At 61.6% G+C, this 18,529-nt stretch carries 26 protein-coding genes and 1 pseudogene; 15 read left to right on the forward strand and 12 right to left on the reverse strand.

The window, feature by feature from the left end; translation table 11 throughout:
* Positions 1 to 31: 31 nt before the first annotated feature.
* Together AC1DXM_RS22395 and AC1DXM_RS22400 are read right to left on the reverse strand one after the other, a co-directional pair.
* Entirely contained in the window at positions 32 to 532 is a 501-nt protein-coding gene (locus AC1DXM_RS22395; protein WP_477236251.1) for a hypothetical protein, read from the reverse strand.
* A 114-nt stretch (positions 533 to 646) separates the two neighbouring features.
* Positions 647 to 877, reverse strand: coding sequence for a DUF6894 family protein (locus AC1DXM_RS22400; RefSeq protein ID WP_477236253.1), 231 nt, complete (start codon positions 875 to 877; stop codon positions 647 to 649).
* A 185-nt stretch (positions 878 to 1,062) separates the two neighbouring features.
* Between AC1DXM_RS22400 and AC1DXM_RS22405 the strand changes: the two genes are divergently transcribed.
* Positions 1,063 to 1,782, forward strand: a complete 720-nt coding sequence (locus AC1DXM_RS22405) for a Crp/Fnr family transcriptional regulator (protein WP_477236255.1) — start codon at positions 1,063 to 1,065, stop codon at positions 1,780 to 1,782.
* A gap of 45 nt (positions 1,783 to 1,827) precedes the next feature.
* On the opposite strand, the gene AC1DXM_RS22410 is transcribed toward AC1DXM_RS22405, so the two are convergent.
* A complete protein-coding gene (locus AC1DXM_RS22410; protein WP_477236257.1) occupies positions 1,828 to 2,121 on the reverse strand; it encodes a DUF982 domain-containing protein in 294 nt (97 codons plus the stop codon).
* A gap of 185 nt (positions 2,122 to 2,306) precedes the next feature.
* Complete coding sequence (locus AC1DXM_RS22415) at positions 2,307 to 2,483, reverse strand: hypothetical protein (protein WP_477236259.1); 177 nt, start codon at positions 2,481 to 2,483, stop codon at positions 2,307 to 2,309.
* Positions 2,484 to 2,674: 191 nt separating this feature from the next.
* Between AC1DXM_RS22415 and AC1DXM_RS22420 the strand changes: the two genes are divergently transcribed.
* Positions 2,675 to 3,634 (forward strand): SDR family oxidoreductase, encoded by a 960-nt coding sequence (locus AC1DXM_RS22420; protein WP_477236261.1) that lies wholly within the window; start codon positions 2,675 to 2,677, stop codon positions 3,632 to 3,634.
* An 87-nt stretch (positions 3,635 to 3,721) separates the two neighbouring features.
* On the forward strand, positions 3,722 to 3,913 hold the full coding sequence (locus AC1DXM_RS22425; protein ID WP_477236263.1) for a hypothetical protein: 192 nt from the start codon (positions 3,722 to 3,724) through the stop codon (positions 3,911 to 3,913).
* Here the strand turns inward: AC1DXM_RS22425 and AC1DXM_RS22430 are convergent.
* Entirely contained in the window at positions 3,902 to 4,513 is a 612-nt protein-coding gene (locus tag AC1DXM_RS22430) for an RBBP9/YdeN family alpha/beta hydrolase (RefSeq protein ID WP_477236265.1), read from the reverse strand. The genes AC1DXM_RS22425 and AC1DXM_RS22430 overlap by 12 nt on opposite strands.
* Positions 4,514 to 4,626: 113 nt before the next feature.
* On the opposite strand from AC1DXM_RS22430, the gene AC1DXM_RS22435 reads away from it, so the two are divergent.
* The 3 genes from AC1DXM_RS22435 to AC1DXM_RS22445 all read left to right on the forward strand — a co-directional run bounded on the left by AC1DXM_RS22435 (position 4,627) and on the right by AC1DXM_RS22445 (position 6,643).
* Positions 4,627 to 5,100, forward strand: a complete 474-nt coding sequence (locus AC1DXM_RS22435; protein ID WP_477236267.1) for an Lrp/AsnC family transcriptional regulator — start codon at positions 4,627 to 4,629, stop codon at positions 5,098 to 5,100.
* 404 nt (positions 5,101 to 5,504) lie between these two features.
* Positions 5,505 to 5,918: a DoxX family protein gene (locus AC1DXM_RS22440; RefSeq protein WP_477236269.1), complete on the forward strand. Its 414-nt coding sequence runs from the start codon at positions 5,505 to 5,507 to the stop codon at positions 5,916 to 5,918.
* Positions 5,919 to 6,289: 371 nt separating this feature from the next.
* The gene (locus tag AC1DXM_RS22445; protein WP_477236271.1) at positions 6,290 to 6,643 is read left to right on the forward strand and encodes a hypothetical protein; all 354 of its coding nucleotides are present in this window, start codon (positions 6,290 to 6,292) and stop codon (positions 6,641 to 6,643) included.
* Positions 6,644 to 6,685: 42 nt separating this feature from the next.
* Here AC1DXM_RS22445 and AC1DXM_RS22450 read toward each other — a convergent pair whose 3' ends face one another.
* From AC1DXM_RS22450 to AC1DXM_RS22465, 4 genes are all read right to left on the reverse strand, one after another.
* Positions 6,686 to 6,991 (reverse strand): hypothetical protein, encoded by a 306-nt coding sequence (locus tag AC1DXM_RS22450; protein ID WP_477236273.1) that lies wholly within the window; start codon positions 6,989 to 6,991, stop codon positions 6,686 to 6,688.
* A 145-nt stretch (positions 6,992 to 7,136) separates the two neighbouring features.
* Complete coding sequence (locus AC1DXM_RS22455) at positions 7,137 to 7,406, reverse strand: hypothetical protein (protein WP_477236275.1); 270 nt, start codon at positions 7,404 to 7,406, stop codon at positions 7,137 to 7,139.
* Between the two features lie 216 nt (positions 7,407 to 7,622).
* On the reverse strand, positions 7,623 to 7,757 hold the full coding sequence (locus AC1DXM_RS22460; protein ID WP_477236277.1) for a hypothetical protein: 135 nt from the start codon (positions 7,755 to 7,757) through the stop codon (positions 7,623 to 7,625).
* Positions 7,758 to 7,855: 98 nt separating this feature from the next.
* Positions 7,856 to 8,296 carry a Ros/MucR family transcriptional regulator gene (locus AC1DXM_RS22465; protein ID WP_477236279.1) on the reverse strand — a complete coding sequence of 147 codons (441 nt, stop codon included), beginning with the start codon at positions 8,294 to 8,296 and terminating at the stop codon, positions 7,856 to 7,858.
* 340 nt (positions 8,297 to 8,636) lie between these two features.
* Here AC1DXM_RS22465 and AC1DXM_RS22470 point away from each other — a divergent pair, with 340 nt between their 5' ends.
* The 6 genes and pseudogenes from AC1DXM_RS22470 to AC1DXM_RS22495 all read left to right on the forward strand — a co-directional run bounded on the left by AC1DXM_RS22470 (position 8,637) and on the right by AC1DXM_RS22495 (position 13,088).
* Entirely contained in the window at positions 8,637 to 9,047 is a 411-nt protein-coding gene (locus tag AC1DXM_RS22470; protein WP_477236281.1) for a hypothetical protein, read from the forward strand.
* The gene (locus AC1DXM_RS22475; protein ID WP_477236283.1) at positions 9,040 to 9,411 is read left to right on the forward strand and encodes a hypothetical protein; all 372 of its coding nucleotides are present in this window, start codon (positions 9,040 to 9,042) and stop codon (positions 9,409 to 9,411) included. Before AC1DXM_RS22470 ends, AC1DXM_RS22475 begins: the two co-directional genes overlap by 8 nt.
* Positions 9,389 to 10,045, forward strand: coding sequence for a terminase large subunit domain-containing protein (locus AC1DXM_RS22480; RefSeq protein ID WP_477236644.1), 657 nt, complete (start codon positions 9,389 to 9,391; stop codon positions 10,043 to 10,045). Before AC1DXM_RS22475 ends, AC1DXM_RS22480 begins: the two co-directional genes overlap by 23 nt.
* 860 nt (positions 10,046 to 10,905) lie before the next feature.
* Complete coding sequence (locus tag AC1DXM_RS22485) at positions 10,906 to 11,247, forward strand: hypothetical protein (RefSeq protein WP_477236285.1); 342 nt, start codon at positions 10,906 to 10,908, stop codon at positions 11,245 to 11,247.
* A 10-nt stretch (positions 11,248 to 11,257) separates the two neighbouring features.
* A pseudogene (locus tag AC1DXM_RS22490) lies at positions 11,258 to 11,875 on the forward strand (IS1 family transposase); the annotation flags it as partial.
* Between the two features lie 457 nt (positions 11,876 to 12,332).
* Positions 12,333 to 13,088, forward strand: coding sequence for a phage terminase large subunit family protein (locus AC1DXM_RS22495; protein WP_477236287.1), 756 nt, complete (start codon positions 12,333 to 12,335; stop codon positions 13,086 to 13,088).
* A 214-nt stretch (positions 13,089 to 13,302) separates the two neighbouring features.
* Here AC1DXM_RS22495 and AC1DXM_RS22500 read toward each other — a convergent pair whose 3' ends face one another.
* Complete coding sequence (locus tag AC1DXM_RS22500; RefSeq protein WP_477236289.1) at positions 13,303 to 13,809, reverse strand: hypothetical protein; 507 nt, start codon at positions 13,807 to 13,809, stop codon at positions 13,303 to 13,305.
* 294 nt (positions 13,810 to 14,103) lie between these two features.
* On the opposite strand from AC1DXM_RS22500, the gene AC1DXM_RS22505 reads away from it, so the two are divergent.
* Complete coding sequence (locus AC1DXM_RS22505; RefSeq protein ID WP_477236291.1) at positions 14,104 to 14,364, forward strand: hypothetical protein; 261 nt, start codon at positions 14,104 to 14,106, stop codon at positions 14,362 to 14,364.
* Between the two features lie 179 nt (positions 14,365 to 14,543).
* Here the strand turns inward: AC1DXM_RS22505 and AC1DXM_RS22510 are convergent, their stop codons facing one another.
* Complete coding sequence (locus tag AC1DXM_RS22510; RefSeq protein WP_477236293.1) at positions 14,544 to 14,915, reverse strand: nuclear transport factor 2 family protein; 372 nt, start codon at positions 14,913 to 14,915, stop codon at positions 14,544 to 14,546.
* 122 nt (positions 14,916 to 15,037) lie between these two features.
* On the opposite strand from AC1DXM_RS22510, the gene AC1DXM_RS22515 reads away from it, so the two are divergent.
* The gene (locus tag AC1DXM_RS22515; protein WP_477236295.1) at positions 15,038 to 15,607 is read left to right on the forward strand and encodes a hypothetical protein; all 570 of its coding nucleotides are present in this window, start codon (positions 15,038 to 15,040) and stop codon (positions 15,605 to 15,607) included.
* 440 nt (positions 15,608 to 16,047) lie between these two features.
* Positions 16,048 to 17,244 (forward strand): acyltransferase family protein, encoded by a 1,197-nt coding sequence (locus tag AC1DXM_RS22520; RefSeq protein WP_477236297.1) that lies wholly within the window; start codon positions 16,048 to 16,050, stop codon positions 17,242 to 17,244.
* A gap of 161 nt (positions 17,245 to 17,405) precedes the next feature.
* Here AC1DXM_RS22520 and AC1DXM_RS22525 read toward each other — a convergent pair whose 3' ends face one another.
* Positions 17,406 to 18,515 carry an acyltransferase family protein gene (locus AC1DXM_RS22525; protein ID WP_477236299.1) on the reverse strand — a complete coding sequence of 370 codons (1,110 nt, stop codon included), beginning with the start codon at positions 18,513 to 18,515 and terminating at the stop codon, positions 17,406 to 17,408.
* Between the last annotated feature and the right edge of the window lie 14 nt (positions 18,516 to 18,529).

An 18,529-nucleotide genomic window follows, 5' to 3' on the forward strand; every position in this document is an offset into this window, starting at 1 on the left:
CGGCCGAACCGCGCCGGGAGGTGCGGTCAGCTCAACCGGCGCCGGCCTTTTCCTGCTCGCGCTGTGCCGCTTCCCTCTTGCGCCGCAACACCTCGTCGGTGCCGACAATATCCTTCGACCCGCCCGAAATAGAGGTCGAGACGACAGCGGGCGGATCGCTGGCGGGAAAGCTGTCCTCGAGGCCCGATTGCAACTGCTCCTCGAGCGTCTCCGGATTCTCGGAGCGGCCCTCGGTGCGGCGCTCGCCCACGGCCTCGACATCGCTCTTGGTGTCGGGGTGATTGCGGGCTTCCGTCATCGTCGACACCACCAGCTCGATGGCAAACTCCCTCATTGCCTCGGCTTGCGGCTCATCGACGTCGGCGTTTTCGATCAGCCGGATCAGCGACTTTTCCACGTCGCTCAGTTCCTTGGTCCCCTGGCTGCGCGCCAGTCGTTTGGCCAACGAACTGATGAGAACGGGACCGAATGTCGAATAGGCAAGCCTGCGCGTGTCGTCGACATGCTCGGGATGAAGCTTTTGCAGGGACATGGGTTTGTGCCTCCAATCAATTGGCTGGCCAGCAGCTCCTGCCGCTGGGCCTCCCTTAGGAAACAGAGGGGAAGGCAAGAGGTTCCATGCCGTGGTCGACAGGGCCGCTGACGCTCAACTCCACAGCGCCGCCATGGTCAACGACGCTTCGAAGATCTGCTCCCTGTTCTGGTTCAGCATCTTGACGGTGATCTGCCGGTGCTCGCCCTCCGGCATCTCGTCGCGCGCGACGTCGTGCAATATCCGCAGCGCCTCGGCTCCCGCACGCTCGCGGCTTGGGAACAGCTGCCCTTCTTCATCGATCTGGTTTTCGGAGTTGTAGAGGTCGAAGTAGAACCGTTCCATGGCGCAAGCATCCTGCATGAGACGCTAAACCCCTGTTCGCAGCCATGGTTCCATCCGGCTGATTCTCAAACAGATTTCTCGCCGTTGCTGCCAGGCGCGAACTGCCGCCGCGCCCTGCTGCGTGCAACCGCACCCGATCTCCGGCGTTGAGCCACAGCAACCGATCCCGGACGGAAGACCCCTCAATGCTGGAATCTCTTTATCTGAACCTTGGTCAGCACGACGCCCTCTCTGAAGAGGAGAAGGGGCTGCTGGCCGGCGCCATGACGGTCGAGATGGATTTTGCCACCGGCCAGGACATCGTTTCCGAGGGATCGAGACCCGGCTACAGCACGCTCATCATCGAAGGTCTGGCGGCGCGCTACAAGGTGCTGGAGGATGGCGGCCGGCAATTCACCTCGTTGCAGGTGCCTGGCGATTTCGTCGACCTGCACGCCTTTCTGCTCAAAACCATGGACCATGGCATCATCGCGCTCTCGCCATGCCGGGTCATCGCCGCCGACCACAGCCGGCTGCGCGCCATCACCGAACAGGCGCCGCATCTGACCCGGTTGCTGTGGCTGGACACGCTCGTCGACGGCGCCATCCATCGCGAATGGATCGTGGCCATGGGCAGGCGATCCAAGACCTCGCATCTGGCGCATCTGGTGTGCGAGCTGTTCGTCCGGCTTCAAGTGGTCAAGCAGACCAATGGCATGAGTTTCCGTCTGCCTTTGTCGCAGGCCGAACTGGCCGACGTGCTGGGGCTGTCGATCGTTCACATGAACCGGGTGATCGGCGCGCTGCGCAGGCTCGGCGTCATCGGCTGGGCAAACCACATGGTGACGATCCTGGACTGGCAGCGGCTTGTCGAGATCGCCGAGTTCGACCCGACCTATCTCAGCATGAACCGCGAGCCGAGATAGGTCATCGGCGTTCCAAAGGGGCGCGACTTCGCCTCAGCCGGCCTTTCAATGATGTCCGTTCAGCGACGCCAATTCGTCGAGCATGGCAAGGGCGGCACTTGGCTTCGCCGGCTTCAGCAAGCCCTGTTGAGCGGCGGCATTTTTGAAAGCGGCAAAGGCGATGGCCGGGCGGCAAATGCCGTCCAGCGCGTCATCCACCAGCCTGACGGCCGCCTTGTAGGCCTGAGCGTCCTTGTTCTTCCACTTTCCCTCCAGCGCTCTGTTGGCGTCGGCGATCGACGACACCGTCATCGTACTGCCGTCCACGAATTTGATCGTCAGGGGAAGAAATCTGGTCATGGGAAATTCACCATCCGAACCATTCGCGCGTCCGCCACAAAAGCCCGGCGAAAGGCGCGACCAGGAAGGCAGCGGCGCCCAGAACCAGGATGGGGTTGTTTGTTGGTATCGATCTCATGGATAGACTCCGTGAATCGGGATCGCCATAAACGAGGAAATCGCGAAGTGGTTGCAGCTTGCGAAGGCTACATGTTGCTGGCCGGCCGGATCGGTTGGCGTGGCCGGTAGGGCGGTCGCGACTGCGCCTTCAAGGGGATGTCGGCGAGCGAGTTGCGGATTGGTCTGAACAGGATTGGCGGCGATGCGGCGCGCCGGCGCAGCAGTGCGGCCGACAGTTTGGCAACCAGATTTCGAACCTCCATGGACTCCTCCCTAGAGTTTTAGAGTCCCCCTTTCGCACTCACCTAGCACCTGACGTCTGTGCCTCGCATTTAACTTTGATGTAGTCCGGACGAATGCGACCGCTTTGTGCGCAATGCCTGCCGTCAACCTTTTTGCGCGGCCAACCTTTTTGCTCGGAGCGCGTTGTCCTCCGACACGGAAGGAGAATCCCATGCTGACCAAAACCTCGGTGCGCAAGCAGCGCAGCGTGCAGCGCAAGGTCGATGCCGACGACCGCCGCAAGCCGAAGGCTAAATCATCGGCAGCCATGCAGGCCGGCGCCCGGCTCTATCCCGAGCCGCCTTTTCCGAAGCAGCACCATCCCAAGCCCGGCGAGGAAGGCGAGATCAAGCCGGCGCCGCTTTATGATGCGCCGTTCTGGCAGGGCTCGAGGAAGCTCGACGGCAAGGTGGCGCTGATCACCGGCGGCGATTCCGGCATCGGCCGCGCCGTGGCAGTCTTGTTTGCACGCGAAGGCGCCGACGTCGCCATCGTCTATCTCAGCGAAGACAGGGATGCCGAAGTGACCAGGCAGGCGGTCGAGGCCGAGGGCCGGCGCTGCCTTGTGCTGCGTGGCGATGTCGCCAGCCGCGCCTTCTGCCGCCGCGCGGTGGAGCGCACGGTCAAGCAACTCGGCAAGCTGGACGTGCTGGTCAACAACGCCGCCTTCCAGGTTCACTCGGCCGATTTCGCCGACCTCACCGAGGAGCATTTCGACACCACGCTGAAGACCAACCTCTACGGCTATTTCCACATGGCTCAGGAGGCGGTCGCGCATATGAAACCGGGCTCGGCCATCGTCAACACCGGCTCGGTCACCGGCATAGACGGCTCGAAGGAACTGGTCGACTATTCGATGACCAAGGGCGGCATCCACGCCTTCACCCGCGCGCTGTCTGGCAACCTGATCGGCAAGGGCATCCGCGTCAATGCGGTGGCGCCGGGGCCGGTCTGGACGCCGCTCAACCCGTCCGACAAACAGGCTCAGGACGTCTCGCAGTTCGGCGCCAAGACGCCGATGAAGCGCCCGGCCCAGCCCGAAGAGATCGCGCCGGCCTATGTGTTCCTGGCCTCGCCGCAATGCTCGAGCTATATCACCGGCGAAATCCTGCCGATCGTCGGCGGCTATTGAGGGGCGGCTCAGGCTGGCGGTGACGCGTCCGAGCAGCGACGTCGAAGACGCTGCTGCAACCGGATGACTTTTCGTGCATTCTTGTGCATGGCCATGATACTTCGCCCCGACACGCCGGCAAAATGCTGCTCTTATTGCGGCTCGCGCGACCACGACTACGAGGATTGCCCGAAGCGCAAGGCCGACGCCGAGCGGCGGCGGGAGGAGCAACAGGAGCAACAGGAGCGGGAGAAGCAGCAGGAGCAGGGTTCTTCGCGTGAGAGATTTCTAGCCAGCTGAATTCAGGACATTGTGCGAAGACGAGCGGCCGCCGGCGTCAGCCGATGCTTGGCAATCGCCCTTCAAGTCGACGCTTCCGACGAAAACCATAAGCAGCGCCATTCCCTCCGGCCAGTCGCCGAGGCCGCTGTCGCTGTTGATGTGGCCGAGCGGCCCGGCAATGTGCAGCGCGCTGCCCCATTGTCCGGCCTTCGCCACGGCATAGCCATGCGGGTCGTAAGGATCATCGGTGCTGGCGACGATCAGCGAAGGAAAGCGGAGCGGGCCGCGCGGCGTGTCGGCGAAGGGAATTGCGTAGGCGGGATAGGCGGGCGATGCCGGATCGGGAACGGCAACCAGGAACGCGCCGGCGATCTGGCGGCTCGACGCTGCCTGCCAATGCGCCACCAGCAGGCAGCTGAGGCTGTGGGCGATGAGCACCGGCGGCGTTGTTGCCTGGGACACCGCGGTTTCCAGCGCTGCCACCCAGTCGTCGAAATCCGGCAGGTCCCAGCTCGCCGGGCTGAAGCGGCGCATTGCCGGGTTGGCCTGTTGCCAGCGTGTCTGCCAATGGGCCTCGCCCGATCCGCCGCTGCCCGGCAAGATGATGAAGTCGGTCATGGAATGCCCTGTCTCCTGGTGAACGATGCCGGCCAATTCTAGCTCTTCTCCTCGTCCGCGGAATGAGAGATCATCGGAAAGCAGCGAAGAATTCCGATGGATTGAAGGTGCGCATGGCAAACGGCGAATACCGGCCCCGGCTCGACCCCACCGACATGGCGATCATCGAGATCATGCAGGAGGATGGCCGCATCGGCATTTCCGAACTCGGCCGCCGTGTCGGCCTGTCCCAGCCCGCCACCTCGGAGCGGGTGAAGCGGCTGGAGGAGCGAGGCATCATCGCCGGCTACCGCGCGGCGATCGATCCCGCCGCCCTCGGTCTCGGCACCATGGCGATGATCCGCCTGCGCACCACGCATGAGCACATCCAGACCTGCCTGAAGAAATTCGCTGCCATGCCGCAAGTGCTCGAGGTGCTGCGGGTGACCGGCGAGGACTGCTTTCTGGTCAAGGTCGTCGTCCCGTCGCCGCCCGACCTCGAAAGCATCGTCGATGCCATCGGCCGCTACGGCGCGGTGACGACCAATGTGGTGCTGCGCGCCGAACCGCCGAAGCGGTTGGGACGGGAGTTGATGGCGAAGCTCTGAGCGGGGGCGGGGGGCTTGCTTTGGTATCCTGAGTTGCTCGCCCCATTCGTGGCAGGGCTATCGCATACGGATTCTTTCGAAGAGGACCCCCACCCTAACCCTCCCCACAAAGGGGAGGGGACGCTGCCGCGCGCCCTACCCACCTTCCTGATCAGGATGGAAACCTCGGCAATTTGCTGAGATCAGCGCTTACGGAGTCTCCCTCCCCCTTGTGGGGAGGGGTTAGGGGTGGGGGTACGTGCCGGGCAAACCTTCGAGAAGTTTCATATGCGATTGCCCCTACTATCCGTGGGGCGAGAAAACAGTCCTGCTTTACCAGCCAAGAATTTTTGCCGGATGGTGTCGGATCGGCGGCGTACCGCTCGTCCTTGGAGCGAAACCCGTTACAATCCCAGGAGGACATTATGGAAACCGTTCAATCGCCGTGGCAGACCGCGGCCATTCTCATCGCTCGCCTGATCCTGGCCGCCATGTTCGCGATGGGAGTGGCCTTCAAGTTCATGGATATGGGTATGACCGCCGGCTACATCGCCGCCGCCGGCTTCCCGTTCCCGCTGTTTCTGGCCTGGTGCGCCGCGATCCTCGAAACGCTGCTGGTGATCGCCTTCCTGACCGGCGCGTTCTTCACGCCGGCGGCCCTGGTCGCCGCCGCCTACGTGGTCTTCCTCGGCTTTGCCTTCCACGGTCCGTCGCACTGGGCCGGCAACCAGGCCGAGTTCGGCGCTTTCATGTCCCATTTCCCGTTCGCCGCCGGCTTGCTGTTTGCCGCCGTGCACGGCCCGGGCAGCGTGCTGGCCTCCAAGCTCGGCCGAGGGTGAACGTCTGCCCCCTTGGGCCGCAGGGCAATCGCATCTGACATTTTCTGAGATGTTTGCCCGGCACTTACCCCCACCCTTAATCCCTCCCCACAAGGGGGAGGGAGACCCTGCTGGCGCTGATCTCGGCAAATTATTGAGGTCTGGATGCAGGGGCGGAGGCAAAAAGGGCGCGCGGCAGCGTTCCCTCCCCCTTGTGGGGAGGGTTAGGGTGGGGGTCCCTCTTCGTAAGAATCCATATGCGATAGCCCTGCTTTCGGCCGCGGCGACGGCGACTAGTCTGGCCTAAGCTTTGCGACCGAATACGACGATATTGTCACTGTACTTGCGCGTTTTGGCGCGATAAGCACAGTGACGGGTCCAAGGGGGAATTCATGAACATTGCCACGCGTTTTGCTGCCGTTCTTGTCGGCACGTCACTGGTTGCCGGCTGCACCTCAATGTCGGAAAGCGAATTCAACACTATACCTGTCACACTCAGCAGCCCAGCTGCCAAGCGCTCTTACATCAACGAATGCGTCGCCGACGAAAGAGCCACGTCGCAGTCCGATAAGAACAATTTGTCGGCACTCATGAATGTCAGCCCGGCAAGATACGAAACCGCCTTCTGCAACCGGCTCGTCAATGCGCTGGCCAATGGCAAGATCACTTACGCCGACTATCGCAAGATGCTGTCGCCCAGCGCTGACAACAGCAAGCTCATCAAGATCCTGCAGGGACGGTATTGACATAAGCCACCTCGCGCGCTGGCCACGGCTGCGAGCAGGGCCTCACATCTGGTCGTTGTAGGGTTCCTTCATCTGGCCGACCATGCGCGCCAGCTTCGAGAAGGAAGGCATGTCCGTCTCCGGCTGGCACTGGTTGGCCAGCTCCAGCAGCCGGATCGGAAAGTTGACGGCGTCCCGGCTCGACTCCGACATGCCGCCGGACCGTTCCTCGCCGGTTTCGATGGCCTCGGCCTTGCGCAGCGCGATGTCGATGTCCTCGACCGTGAGCACGCCCTTGCGGACCAGCACCTGGTTGATCGAAGCGACGGCCATCAGCAGGCCTTCGAGTTGCAGATTGGCGACATTCATGGCGTTTGCTCCCATTGGCTAAAGCAATTCCAGGAAAAGTGTGAGGCGGTTTTCCGTTCGGAATTGCGTCAACAAAACTCCAGCGTCAACGCATGAGCGGCTGTTCCGATCCAGGGGAGGCGAATGCCGAGGTTCCGGTGCGGTCCTACTCTTCCATCCAGCGGCGGCCGTATTCGGCCCACAGCGCCTTGACCTCCCGGCTGCCGAGGCGCGGGGCCGAGCCGTCGCCAAAGGCGATCGAAACGGCGCTGATGTCGTAATGGGGGTCGGCGTCGACGACGAAGCGGATCGCCTCGCCAAGCGGCCTTCTGCTGATGACCGGATCGGCCTGGCCCCGGCCGACGCTGCGAACGCCCGAAACAGTGGCTGGCGCATGCCGCATCCTGAACACGGATGCCATGGCTGGTTTGTCCATGCTGCATTCTCCCCGAGTCGGAGCGGAATGATTCCATAAGCGCCGGCTAATGGCCAGTCGGTCGATGCCGGCAAGGCTACGTCTTGCGATCCGCCGCGATTGCCGGGTGAAGGCAGTTATGCTATGATTCGCCTATGGTGCTGTTTTGCGCCAGCGACCCGCCGCCGAGGCGGGTTTTTTGTTTCGGGCGATATCCCGCAGCTGGTTGAAGGTCCCTCAGGCCAGCGGATCCGCCGCCGGCGGCCTGGCGGGCAGGCCGAGCCTTGTCCGCTCGCTATCGGCAAAATCCTCGGCCGCTTCCTGGGCTTCGAACAGGCGCTGGGTCACCGTGCCGTTTTCGGCAACCAGCACGGCCCATTGGCGGCGATCGACGCGTTCGACACGAACGTCATTGGCTCGTCGGCCACCATGATCGTCCTCCGGTAGGCAAACGTCGCAGGGGTGTCGCGCTACGCCTTGGTCTTGCGCTTGGCCGGCGCTTTGGCGTCCGGCGTCTCTGTCCTGATGCCGAGCCCGAATTCCTTTGCCAGCTCAGAACGCTTGGCGGCGTAGCTGGGCGCCGTCATCGGATAGTCGCCGGGCAGGTCCCATTTGGCGCGATAGGCCTCCGGCGTCATGCCATGGGCGGAGCCGAGATGGCGCCGGAGCGACCTGAACTTCTTGCCGTCCTCGAGGCAGTAAATGAAATTCGGCGTCACCGAGCGCTTGCGATTGACGGCAGGCTCCGGTGCCGGTTGCGGCGGAGCAACGGGATTGTCCACGGCCGCGAGCGCTGAGTTGACGCTCTCGATCAACGCCGGCAAACCTTCCGGAGGCACCGAATTGTTGCGCACGAAGGCCGCGACGATGTCGGCGGTCAAATTTATATTTCGGATTTTGTCGTCAGACATGGCTTCTTGTGCCCCCTTGATGCCAAAGAACAAATTATCAGACAAACTTCCCCAGCGTCATGGCACTTTAGCACATATGCATATGACTTGACGACAAATATGGTAGCGCTAACTCCGCTGCGTCCTTGACTGATGTAGGAATTGTTTCTTATTTCCTATTGACGGATGAGGGCAGCTATCGTATCATTTCTCCATGGTGCTGATTTGCGCCAGCAACCCGCCGCCGAGGCGGGTTTTGTTTTTCAGGCAATCTGTTGCGAGAACCGAATGCCGGCAGGACAGAGGGGGCGCGAAGGAACGCTATCCTCGGTTCATTCTGCGATATCCGCGAGAAATCCCCATGTCCAACCGCTGTGCCACCATCATCATCGACGATGACGGCCGCGAGCTCGTCAGCGCCATCGGCCTGTTCGAAGGCGCTGCCCCGCAGGCACGTATCGGCCGCGTCGAGCCGGTCGTGCCGGCCGTGCTGATCGGCATGGTTCGTGGCGGCCCGGTCGATGCTATCGGCGGCTTCGGCTTTCCGCGCGGCGCGCACGACGGAAGCGCGATCGGTCTTGCCAGGGCAAGCCTGAAAGCCGCGCCTGCCGAAAAGAGCCACGCGCCAGCCGCTGATGCGGCCAACCGCAAGACCACCCGGAAACCGGCGAAGGCAAAACGGCGCAAGCCCGGCAAAATCAAGCGGGCGAGACCGGCAAAGCAGGTTGCCGCCAGCAAGGCAGAGCCCGCCGGGATCCCGGATCATGGCTGACCGGACGGCGCCGCGCGCGCGCCCTGGCCGCAAAGCGCCCGCCGGCGCCACCCCGAGGCGGACGAAGAAGACGCTTGGCGACGATTTTCTCGACGCGGTGCGCGCCGATTTCCGCACCCACGGCGCCGGCGTCATTGCCGCGGTTCGGGCCGACAAGCCCGACCAGTATCTGAAGATCGTGCAATCGGTGCTGCCCAAGGATTTACATGTCTCCATCGACAATCTGGAGAGCCTGAGCGATGACGAGATCCGCCGCCGTATCCGCGGCCTCGAAGCCGTCCTCGGGCCGTTCGGCGACCAGCCGGACGGCGCGCCGTCACTATCTGGCGCTGCTGCAGGAGCTGGACCGAAGACGCAGGACTAATCTGCTTGCATCTTACGCGCCGTATGAACGCCAGGCCGAGTTTCACGCCGCTGGCGCCAAAAACCGCGAGCGGCTGTTCATGGCCGGCAACCAGCTCGGCAAGACCAGGGCCGGCGGCGCCGAATGGGCCATGCATCTCACCGGCCGCTATCCCCAGTGGTGGCAAGGCAAGACCTTCGACACCGCCGTGCGGCTATGGGCGGCCGGCGTGACGGGCGAGGGCACGCGCGACAACCCGCAGCGGGTGCTGGTCGGCCCGCCGCAGCAGCAGGCCGCCTGGGGCACCGGCATGATCCCCGCCGACGCCATTCTGCACACCACCATGGGCCGCGGCGCGCCGGGCGCGCTCGACAGCATCGTGGTGCGCTGGGGCGGCGGCGGTGACGTGCAGGCCGATGAATCGGTGCTGTCGTTCAAGAGCTATGAGAAAGGCCGCGAAAAGTGGCAGGGCGAAACGCTGCATGGTGTGTGGTTCGACGAGGAGCCGTCGCTCGACATCTATTCCGAAGGGCTGACCCGCACCAACGCCACGGGCGGAATAACGATCGTCACGTTCACGCCGCTCTTGGGCATGTCGGATGTGGTGCTGCGGTTTTTGTCGGCGCAGGAGGTGGAGGGCAGGGCGGGGGGGTGACGTAGAGCCGCCCGCAGAGGGAGGGCGAGCCGGTGCTGCCGCAGCGACGCCCGGTATCTACCTCAATGCGGAAGAAGTAGGGAGATCTTTACACGAGGCGCAAAGAAGCAACGCAAATACAACTGATTGGTTATGACGTAGGTACCTTCGCAGATATGGTATTGGCCGTCTGGGGATTCCTGCACGCGGTCCGGTGGGATGATGAAATTATGCGGCAAGTAGATGTAACCACCGTCGATCCTGGATCGCACCGAAGACCGAGGTATGGCGCGGCAATCAGAACCACCGCAACACTTGAATTTCGTCTGTGGGTCAACCCTGTCTTGGTACCAGTCGTGGGCACTGGCGGCTGTCGCGGCGGCGATACACATCGCCGTGAAGATGAATCTTCGCATGGCGTTCCTCAAGCATCCGGCAGGCGCTGCTTGCTGGAGCGTCTATGTATATTAGCGTCCCATTGAGAATACCATTGGCCGCCGGCTGACAGACGCAGATCCGGCAAGCGACACTGGCTACTGAAAGAGTGAATCGGGTCGAACGCGGTCGCTGAGAGTGATTGGTTTCCTGGCCATCACTGACCGAGGTGAGGGTGGCAGCGACAACGACATGGTCGAGAAACCTGGATGATAGGCGAGGCTCGTGAAAATTCAGGCGCCATGCAGAATGGCGGCAGTCGATCGCATCGACAAATCGCCGTGGCACGATCCACTACGTCAACCGACCCGGAATATCGGCTGGCCCTCGGAGAAAGCGTAATGATCCATGCTACATTCGGGAAAATACGGTAGCGGTGAAGGCTCTCAGCGAACGCATCGACAAGATGGAGCGTTAGCGCAACAAGCATAGGCTAGCACTTAAGCATGCGAGAGGAAGAACGGCGTTCTATCATTCAGTCACTGGTTGACTTGGATCGGCCGGTTACTGAGATTGAGGCGCTTCTGGCGCCGCTTCCCTGGGATTATCCAAAACCGCTCGTCAGGCTAACCTACAATCACATTCGAAGCGTTCTCTTACGCTTTCTGGCGGGGAACCTTGGCGCGAAGGACCTAGAGGAATGGGCCGAACTCGTTGAAATGCGAGACGACATCGAGTTCGCGGACGAACGGACGAAAGAGGTGATCCACATGCTGTCCACGCCGCAAATCCACTTTCCTATCGACGGTCAGCTTGCGCGGCTTCTGCTCTCGCCAATTTCAAACTGACCCAATACTCGCTGGCGACAATTGGACGTGGACGGCTATCGATGCCGACACCAAGCTTGTCATGTCTTGGCTGGTCGGCGGGCGCGATAGCGAATACGCAATGAGCTTCATGGACGATCTTTCGCGCCGCCTTGCCAACCGCGTCCAGCCGACCAGCGATGGCCACAGGGCTTATCTAGAGGCTGTTGAAGGTGCATTCGGCGGCGACATCGACTACGCCATGCTGATCAAGCTTTACGGCGCTTCGCCTGACAGCGCCAAGGGCCGCTATAGCCCCGCCGAATGCACTGGTGCGCGGAAAGAGCGGATCGAAGGCAACCCAGACATCAAGCGCGTCAGCACGTCATTTGCCGAACGTCAGAACCTGACCATGCGGATGCACATGCGCCGCTTCACACGCCTGACCAATGGCTTTTCCAAGAAGGTGGAAGCCCACGCCAACGCCGTGGCGCTTCACTTCATGTACTACAATTTTGTTCGTATCCATGCGACCTTGCGGATGACCCCGGCAATGGTCGCTGGCGTGACTGGCAAGCTCTGGGAAATCGCTGACATCGTAGCGCTGATCGAAGCGAAGGAAGCCGAGAAGCCAATGGTACGCGGCACCTATCGAAAGGGCGAACGCTAGAGCCCGCTAGGGCCTGACCTCGTCGTCGCCTGCGTATCTCGGCAAGTCTGCTACGGCTGCCTCGAAAGCTTGTCGTATCTCGGTTTGGCTAAAATAATGATCCCATAGTTCGGTCATTAGGTAATTCATGGCGAAAGGTAGCACGGCTTGGTCAGGCCAAGGATTGCTGTCGTGCAACTCACGTAACGCGCTGCTGAAACCCTGGATGGCAGCGGAAACACGCAACTGCCAAGCGTCTTTTGGGTCGTCTGGATCCATTGGTGTCGTCATGTTGCATATTTCAGCAGCATTTCTTGCATCGGCGCAATAGGTGCAAAGGCAGCCGTCCAAATTTCAAACTGACCCAATACCGAGACTTCGGATGAAAGCTCCGAAGCTCGCTGTCCTCGTCGCGGTTCCCCATGCGTGACACAACAACCTGCCAGTTCGACCACTGGCTTGTGGATCGGGTGTGCAGATGAGCCGTCACGTCACCTTCATGACCATCGACGATGCCGAACACTATTCGCCGCAGGAGCGCGCCGCTATCATTGCTGCCTATCCCGAGCATGAGCGCGAGGCGCGTGCGCGCGGCGTTCCGGTGCTCGGCTCCGGCCGCATCTTTCCGCTTGCCGAGGAGCTGATCGCCTGCGAGCCGTTCCGGTTGCCGCGCTACTGGCCGCGGATCGGCGCGCTCGATTTCGGCTGGGACCATCCGTCGGCCGCCGTCGAGCTTGCTTGGGATACGGAGGCCGATGTCGTCTACGTCACCAAGGCGGCGCGAGCCTCGCAGCAGACGCCGGCGATGCAGGTGCTGGCGTTGAAGCCGTGGGGCGAATGGCTGCCCTGGGCCTGGCCGCGCGACGGTCGCCGCGAGACGCTGGAAGGGGCGGGCACGGCGCTGGCCAAACAATATGCCGCGCACGGGCTGAACATGCTGTCGGGCCATGCCCGCTTCGCCGATGGCTCGGTCTCGGTCGAGGCCGGGCTGATGGACATGCTCGACCGCATGCAATCCGGCCGCTTCAAGGTGTTTTCGACGCTGCTGTCCTGGCTTGAGGAATTCCGCCTCTACCACCGCAAGGACGGCCAGGTGGTCAAACTGCGCGACGACCTGATGGCCGCGACACGCTATGGCGTGATGATGCTGCGGGAAGCGGTTGTGGATCCGGCGGAGTACAGGGCGGCACGGCGGCCGGTGGGGCAGAGCGATCCGCTGGGGGCGTTCAGGTGAGCGGGTGGTGTCCGATTGAATCAAGATCGCTTCGGGGAGTCGGCAACTTCTCCGACTGAGTATTAGTTGTCGTGTTTTTGACCGCCGCGAACTAACTGTTCGGGTTTATAGAGCCACGGCGAAAATGCGTCGGCAGCTGCCTCCGGATACCGTGCCAAAAGGCTTTGATAAATATCCGGATTAAGTGCATATCCTAGCCGTTGGACGATCCTCATTAGGTCAGAAGACGGTTATCCAAAGTATCGATCTTGAAATATACTATTTCTTCGGACGTTCTCTCGCGTACTTCTGAAATGTTAGAGACAACGAAATAGCCCGCTTTGTTCTCCATATTTGGTACGGCAGAGTGGTGCGCTAGCAAATTACGAAGAAATTGAATCTGACCGAATTGATTAAAGATTTGTTCGACTTCATGAATAGTTTGCTGAGGTGAATTGACAATTCGAAGAATTCGCTTGATTGCATCTTTAAGAGATGCGGCTCGCATGCTTATAGCGATAGATTTGAGAACATCACTTCTACCCATTGTCAATTTAGATGCTTCTTCCAAAAGATGGATACTCATATTCTCCTCGGCCTTAGCAAATTCGTGCATTAGGCGGCCGAGAGCTGCGTAGTAGGCCGTCCATAGCTCCTCTGGGATATCAATTAAAAAAGATAAGCCATACTTGGTATCGGCTAGTATCGGATGTGCGGGTTCATCCGCCCCAGGTGTTATCATGACGACTCCCGACGAGAAGAACGAGACGTGAAGCGGAAGCTTCAGACGTCGCCGAAGCTACCGCCAAATCAGCAAAGCGGAAAGGTGTGGCGTATGGGCCTGCGATGGCGGCGAACCGCTATGCGTGATGATACTGCGGGAAGCGGTGGTCGACCCGGCGGAGTTCAGGGCGGCGAGGCGGGCGAAAGGGCAGGCCGATCCGCTGGGGGCGTTTCGGTAGTCTCGCCTTTGATACTTAGGCAAGATAACGTCTACAGTACCAGTGTGTGGACATAGGCCGGGCTGCGGTCGGTTATGAAGACCAAAACGCTGAAATTCATATGTGTTGCGGCATGGCTGAATGTGTTGGCCTGGATTTTAGTGGCGTCACAAATTGGCGATGCACTTGGTGGAAAGATCGTCCAAGGGCACTATTTTCTAGGAACGAAATGGGGTTTCAACGAGGTCAGTCGAGCAGTTTTCATATATAGTGCTTGCCATCTATTTCTTGTTTTCGCTGGAATTGTTTTGGCAGGGCTCGCGGCGCTAAAGTTGAAAGGCCGAGGTTCAATTTGAGGCACTGCCCGCCCTTACCTCGGCGCTCGCGGCAACACGAATCCGCAGATAGGCAGCCGCATTTAATGCCGGGTCGCCATCGCCCTTGTCCCGTATGACTATCTGCATCGTTTCCGCGACGCTACGCAGCACATGGTTGTCTGCCGCGACCTAACGAATTGGCGCTAAGGAGCCAACTCCTACTCCACGATCTTCCAGTAAGAATCCTTGCGGATCACCTTGCCGTCGCGGAACGTGTAAAAGTCGCAACCCCGGACCTCCTTTTTCACGCCCTCGCGGGTGGTGCCGGTGAGGATCCATTTGGACATGCCGGTCTCGGCAGCCGCATCGACGAAATGCTCGCCGTCGCCGTAGTGGACATCGGGCAGGCCTTCGAAGCGTGTCGCCAGCGCGTCGCGCACGTTGCGCTTGCCCTCGAAGCGCGAGCCCCAGGGGTTGCTTCCCCTCGGCATCTCCAGGACGCAGTCGTCGGCAAAGAACGCCATGATGCGATCGAGGTCGTGTGCGTTGAAGGCATCGCATAGTTCCGTCAGTGTCGATCGAATGTCCATTCGCCCGTCTCCTGGATAACCGATTGCGTGCGCGTTCGAAGTAGGTCACCGGCGACGGGGCCGGTCAAGACCTCCGACACCCTGCCCGGTAGCGGGAGGCGCGCCTACCGCTTGGGTGCCCCATGACCCTCCGCATCATCCCCGCCACGCTGCGCGATCTCTCCTACATCGCCGCCAATCTGCGCCCGCAGGACCGGGCCGAGATCGACTGCCAGCTTGACCACTGGTCGCCGGCGCTGCTGGCGCTCGCCGCGCTGCAGGGCTTTGCCTACGTCGCCGAACTCGACGGCAATCCGGAGGCGGGCTTTGGCGCTGCCGAACAGCGCGGCGGGCTGTGGATCGCCTGGAGCTGGGGCACCCGCCGCATGAAGCGCTGCGTGCCTGGGATCACCGGCTTCTTTCACGCCGTGCTGGGGCCTGAGGTCGCGGCGCGCGGCGCCTGGCGGGTCGAGGCGCGGGCGCTGGCCGCCAATCATCTCGCGCTGCGCTGGCTCGGCCGGCTCGGCGCCACGCAACGCTGCCGGCTGCCTGGATATGGCCGCAACGGCGAAGATTTTTTCCTCTATGACTGGACAAGAGAAGGCTGGAACCATGTGTCTCTTTCAAAAACCGCCGGCGCTGAAGCCGCTGCCGCCGACCCCGACCATTGCCGACAAGGACGTGCAGGCGCGCGAAGCCGCGCTTCGGGCTGAACTCGAACAGCGCCAGGGCACGTTGAGCACGGTGAAAACCGACCTCGCGCCCGGCGACCTCACCGGCCAGCGCCGCGTGCTTTTGGGGGTATGACCATGACCGCGATGAAACGCAGTTTCAGGAAGCGCGTGCTGGCGTGGTGGTATTGGCGAAGGCACGCAAGGCTGCTGAGAAGGCGCGGATAATCTCCCCCCTTGAGGGGGAGATGTCGCCGAAGGCGACAGAGGGGGTCGGTGCGACGGGGCGCGACCTTCTACCCGGAAAAGAAAACGCCAGCGCTCTACGCGCGACGACCCCCTCTGGCCTGCCCGTCCTCCGCAGCAGCTGCGCTGCAGCTGCGGAGGGTGGACCGGCCATCTCCCCCTCGAGGGGGAGATTGGCAGCTTCTATCTCTCAGCGGGTTGACAATCGCGCCTCAAGCGCCATGCTGCAGTGCAACATGGCCAGCTACGAAACCAGCATTACGGATATCAGGTCGTCGCGCATCGAATGCCTGGACGGGCTTCGCGCGCTTGCGGCGATCTGGGTGCTGGTCGGGCACTGCCTGCTTTTGACCGGCTGGCAGATTCCGGTCCTCGGCGAGCCGGATCTTGGCGTCGACCTGTTCATCATGCTGTCCGGCTTCCTGATGGTGTTCCACTATCAGCTGCGCCAGGACAAGGAACCCTGGCAAAGACCGCAAACCTGGCTGAAATTCTGGACGCGCCGCTATTTCCGCATCGCGCCGCTGTTCTACGTCATGCTTTTCGCGGCTTTGGCGCTCGGACCCTATCTCTATGATTGCCGGATCATCATCGACGATTTCCTGTCGCGATCGCACCAGGCGCCCGAACGCTACCTCGACGGCGGCCTGAAGAACATCGTTGCCCATCTCACCTTCCTGTTCGGACTGGTGCCGAACCTCGCCTACCGCACGCCGCTGCCCGACTGGAGCCTGGGGCTGGAAATGCAGTTTTACGCGGTCTTCCCGGCCGTCATGCTGCTGGTGCGCAGGCTGGACTGGATCAGGAGCGCCATCGTGGTCGCGGCCGTCGGCTGCGCCATTGTGTTTGCGATGCGGCTGCTGTCGATCCATTTTCCGATGCCGTCCTTCCTGCCGCTGAAGATGCAGATCTTCCTGTGCGGCATGCTGCTGGCCGGCATCGTGCATCAGAGCCAGCCGCGGCCGATCCTCTACCTGGCACTGGCGCTGCTGTTGGCGGCGCTGCCCTTTGGCGGCGACTACGGGCTGGGCAAGCTTCTGGTGCGCGAAGCGCTGGTGGCGGGCTTCTTTGCGCTGGTTCTCTACCGCATGCTGCCGGGAAAGGCGGGAACGCTGGCGAGGGCGATCGCCGTGACGCTCAGCAACCGGTTCTTCCATCTCATGGGCGAGCTTTCCTTCAGCATCTACCTGATCCATCTGCTGGTGCTGCAGCCCGTCGCGGCCTTCGTCATCAGCCAATACGGAAACGAACTGGCGGCGCCGTTGCGCTTCGCGATCGTCGTTGCCGTGGTGCTGCCGACGGTGACGCTGCTGTCCTGGATCACCTACAATCTGATCGAGGTCCCCGGCCAGAAGGCTGGCCGCTTCGTCGTCCAGCGCTTTGGCCGCAAGGGCGGCGCGGCGGCGGCATTGGAGAGGACGCCGGCGGAGTAGGTTGCGAAGCCAGCCGGTCCTCGAACTGAATCCACCCTAGAGCGTTTCACCGTTTCACGGAAACGGCGAACCGCTCTATCTTCTTGTTTTTACGCAATTCCCAAGGGAAAGCGCTACGCGCTTTTCCCGGGAAAACCGCTCACACTTTTCCTGGAATTGCTCTAGAACTGGGTCACGCGCTCTCGCCCGCGGCGAAGTGAAAGCCAATGCCGCAGCAGAGCGCGGATATTCTTGTCGTAGACATAATGGGCGAATGCCGAGACCGCGATGATCAGGGTGGATGTCGCCAGGATGAACGGCAGGCCGTGCTCATTCCATGAGATATCGGTCACAGCTTCGACCGCGGCGTTCGAAAGGCGGATGAGCGGCGTGTGAAGGACATAGATGGCGTAGGAGATGTTGCCGGAGAAGAGCGCAATCCAGCGCCAGAAACCGGAAAGCCGCAGGCGCGACGCCACGAGAACGAGCCAGGGCCAGATCAGGACGATAACCACCAGACTGTATAACTGGACATGTTCGGCGGGATCGAAGCACATCAGCGCTCCGCACAGCGCCAGCAGGAACAGCATGTAGAGATTGCCGTCCCGGCTGTCCCCGGTCGCATACCGGTTGAGAAAGACCCCGAGAAAGAACGAGAAGGCGATCCGGGCGGGAGCCGCGATCGTGTTGTCCCAGTAGGCGCCGCCGCCAAGCACCACACCATGCCAGGCCATCAGCACCAGGGCCAGCAAGCCAACGCCGACGATGACGGCCAGCGAACGCGCAACCAGCCTTGTGGCCAACGCGGCAAAAAAGGCATTGGCGACGAGTTCATAAAACAGCGACCATGCCGGACCATCAAGCGGGAAAAGCAGGTCGGGAGCCGTCGAGAGCGCCGGCGGCGTGGGTAGGAAAAGAACGGAAAACCCAAGGGTTGCAAGCAAATCCAGCCGCGAATACGCACCGATCCCTTGTGTCGCGATGATTGCACCGACGCCGATCATGGCCAGGCCGAGTGCGGCGAAGTAGAGCGGGTAGAGCCTGAGAAGGCGGGTCTCCGCGAAGCCCCAGAATGACATGCCTTTTCGGAACTTGTCGTCGTAGGCGTGGGCGATCACGAAGCCGCTCAGCAGAAAAAACAGGTCCACGGCGAGGAACCCTGAAGGCGCCAGATCATATTGCCGGCCGGTGTATTCGCTGAAGTGGCCGAGCATCACCAACACAGCAGCAATGCCCCTAAGTCCATGCAGCGCGTCGAAGTGGGCCGTCCTTGAATCCCGCGTCTCGGTCATCCCGTTTCCGTCAG

The sequence above is a fragment of the Mesorhizobium sp. P3_A2 genome (assembly GCF_056403115.1).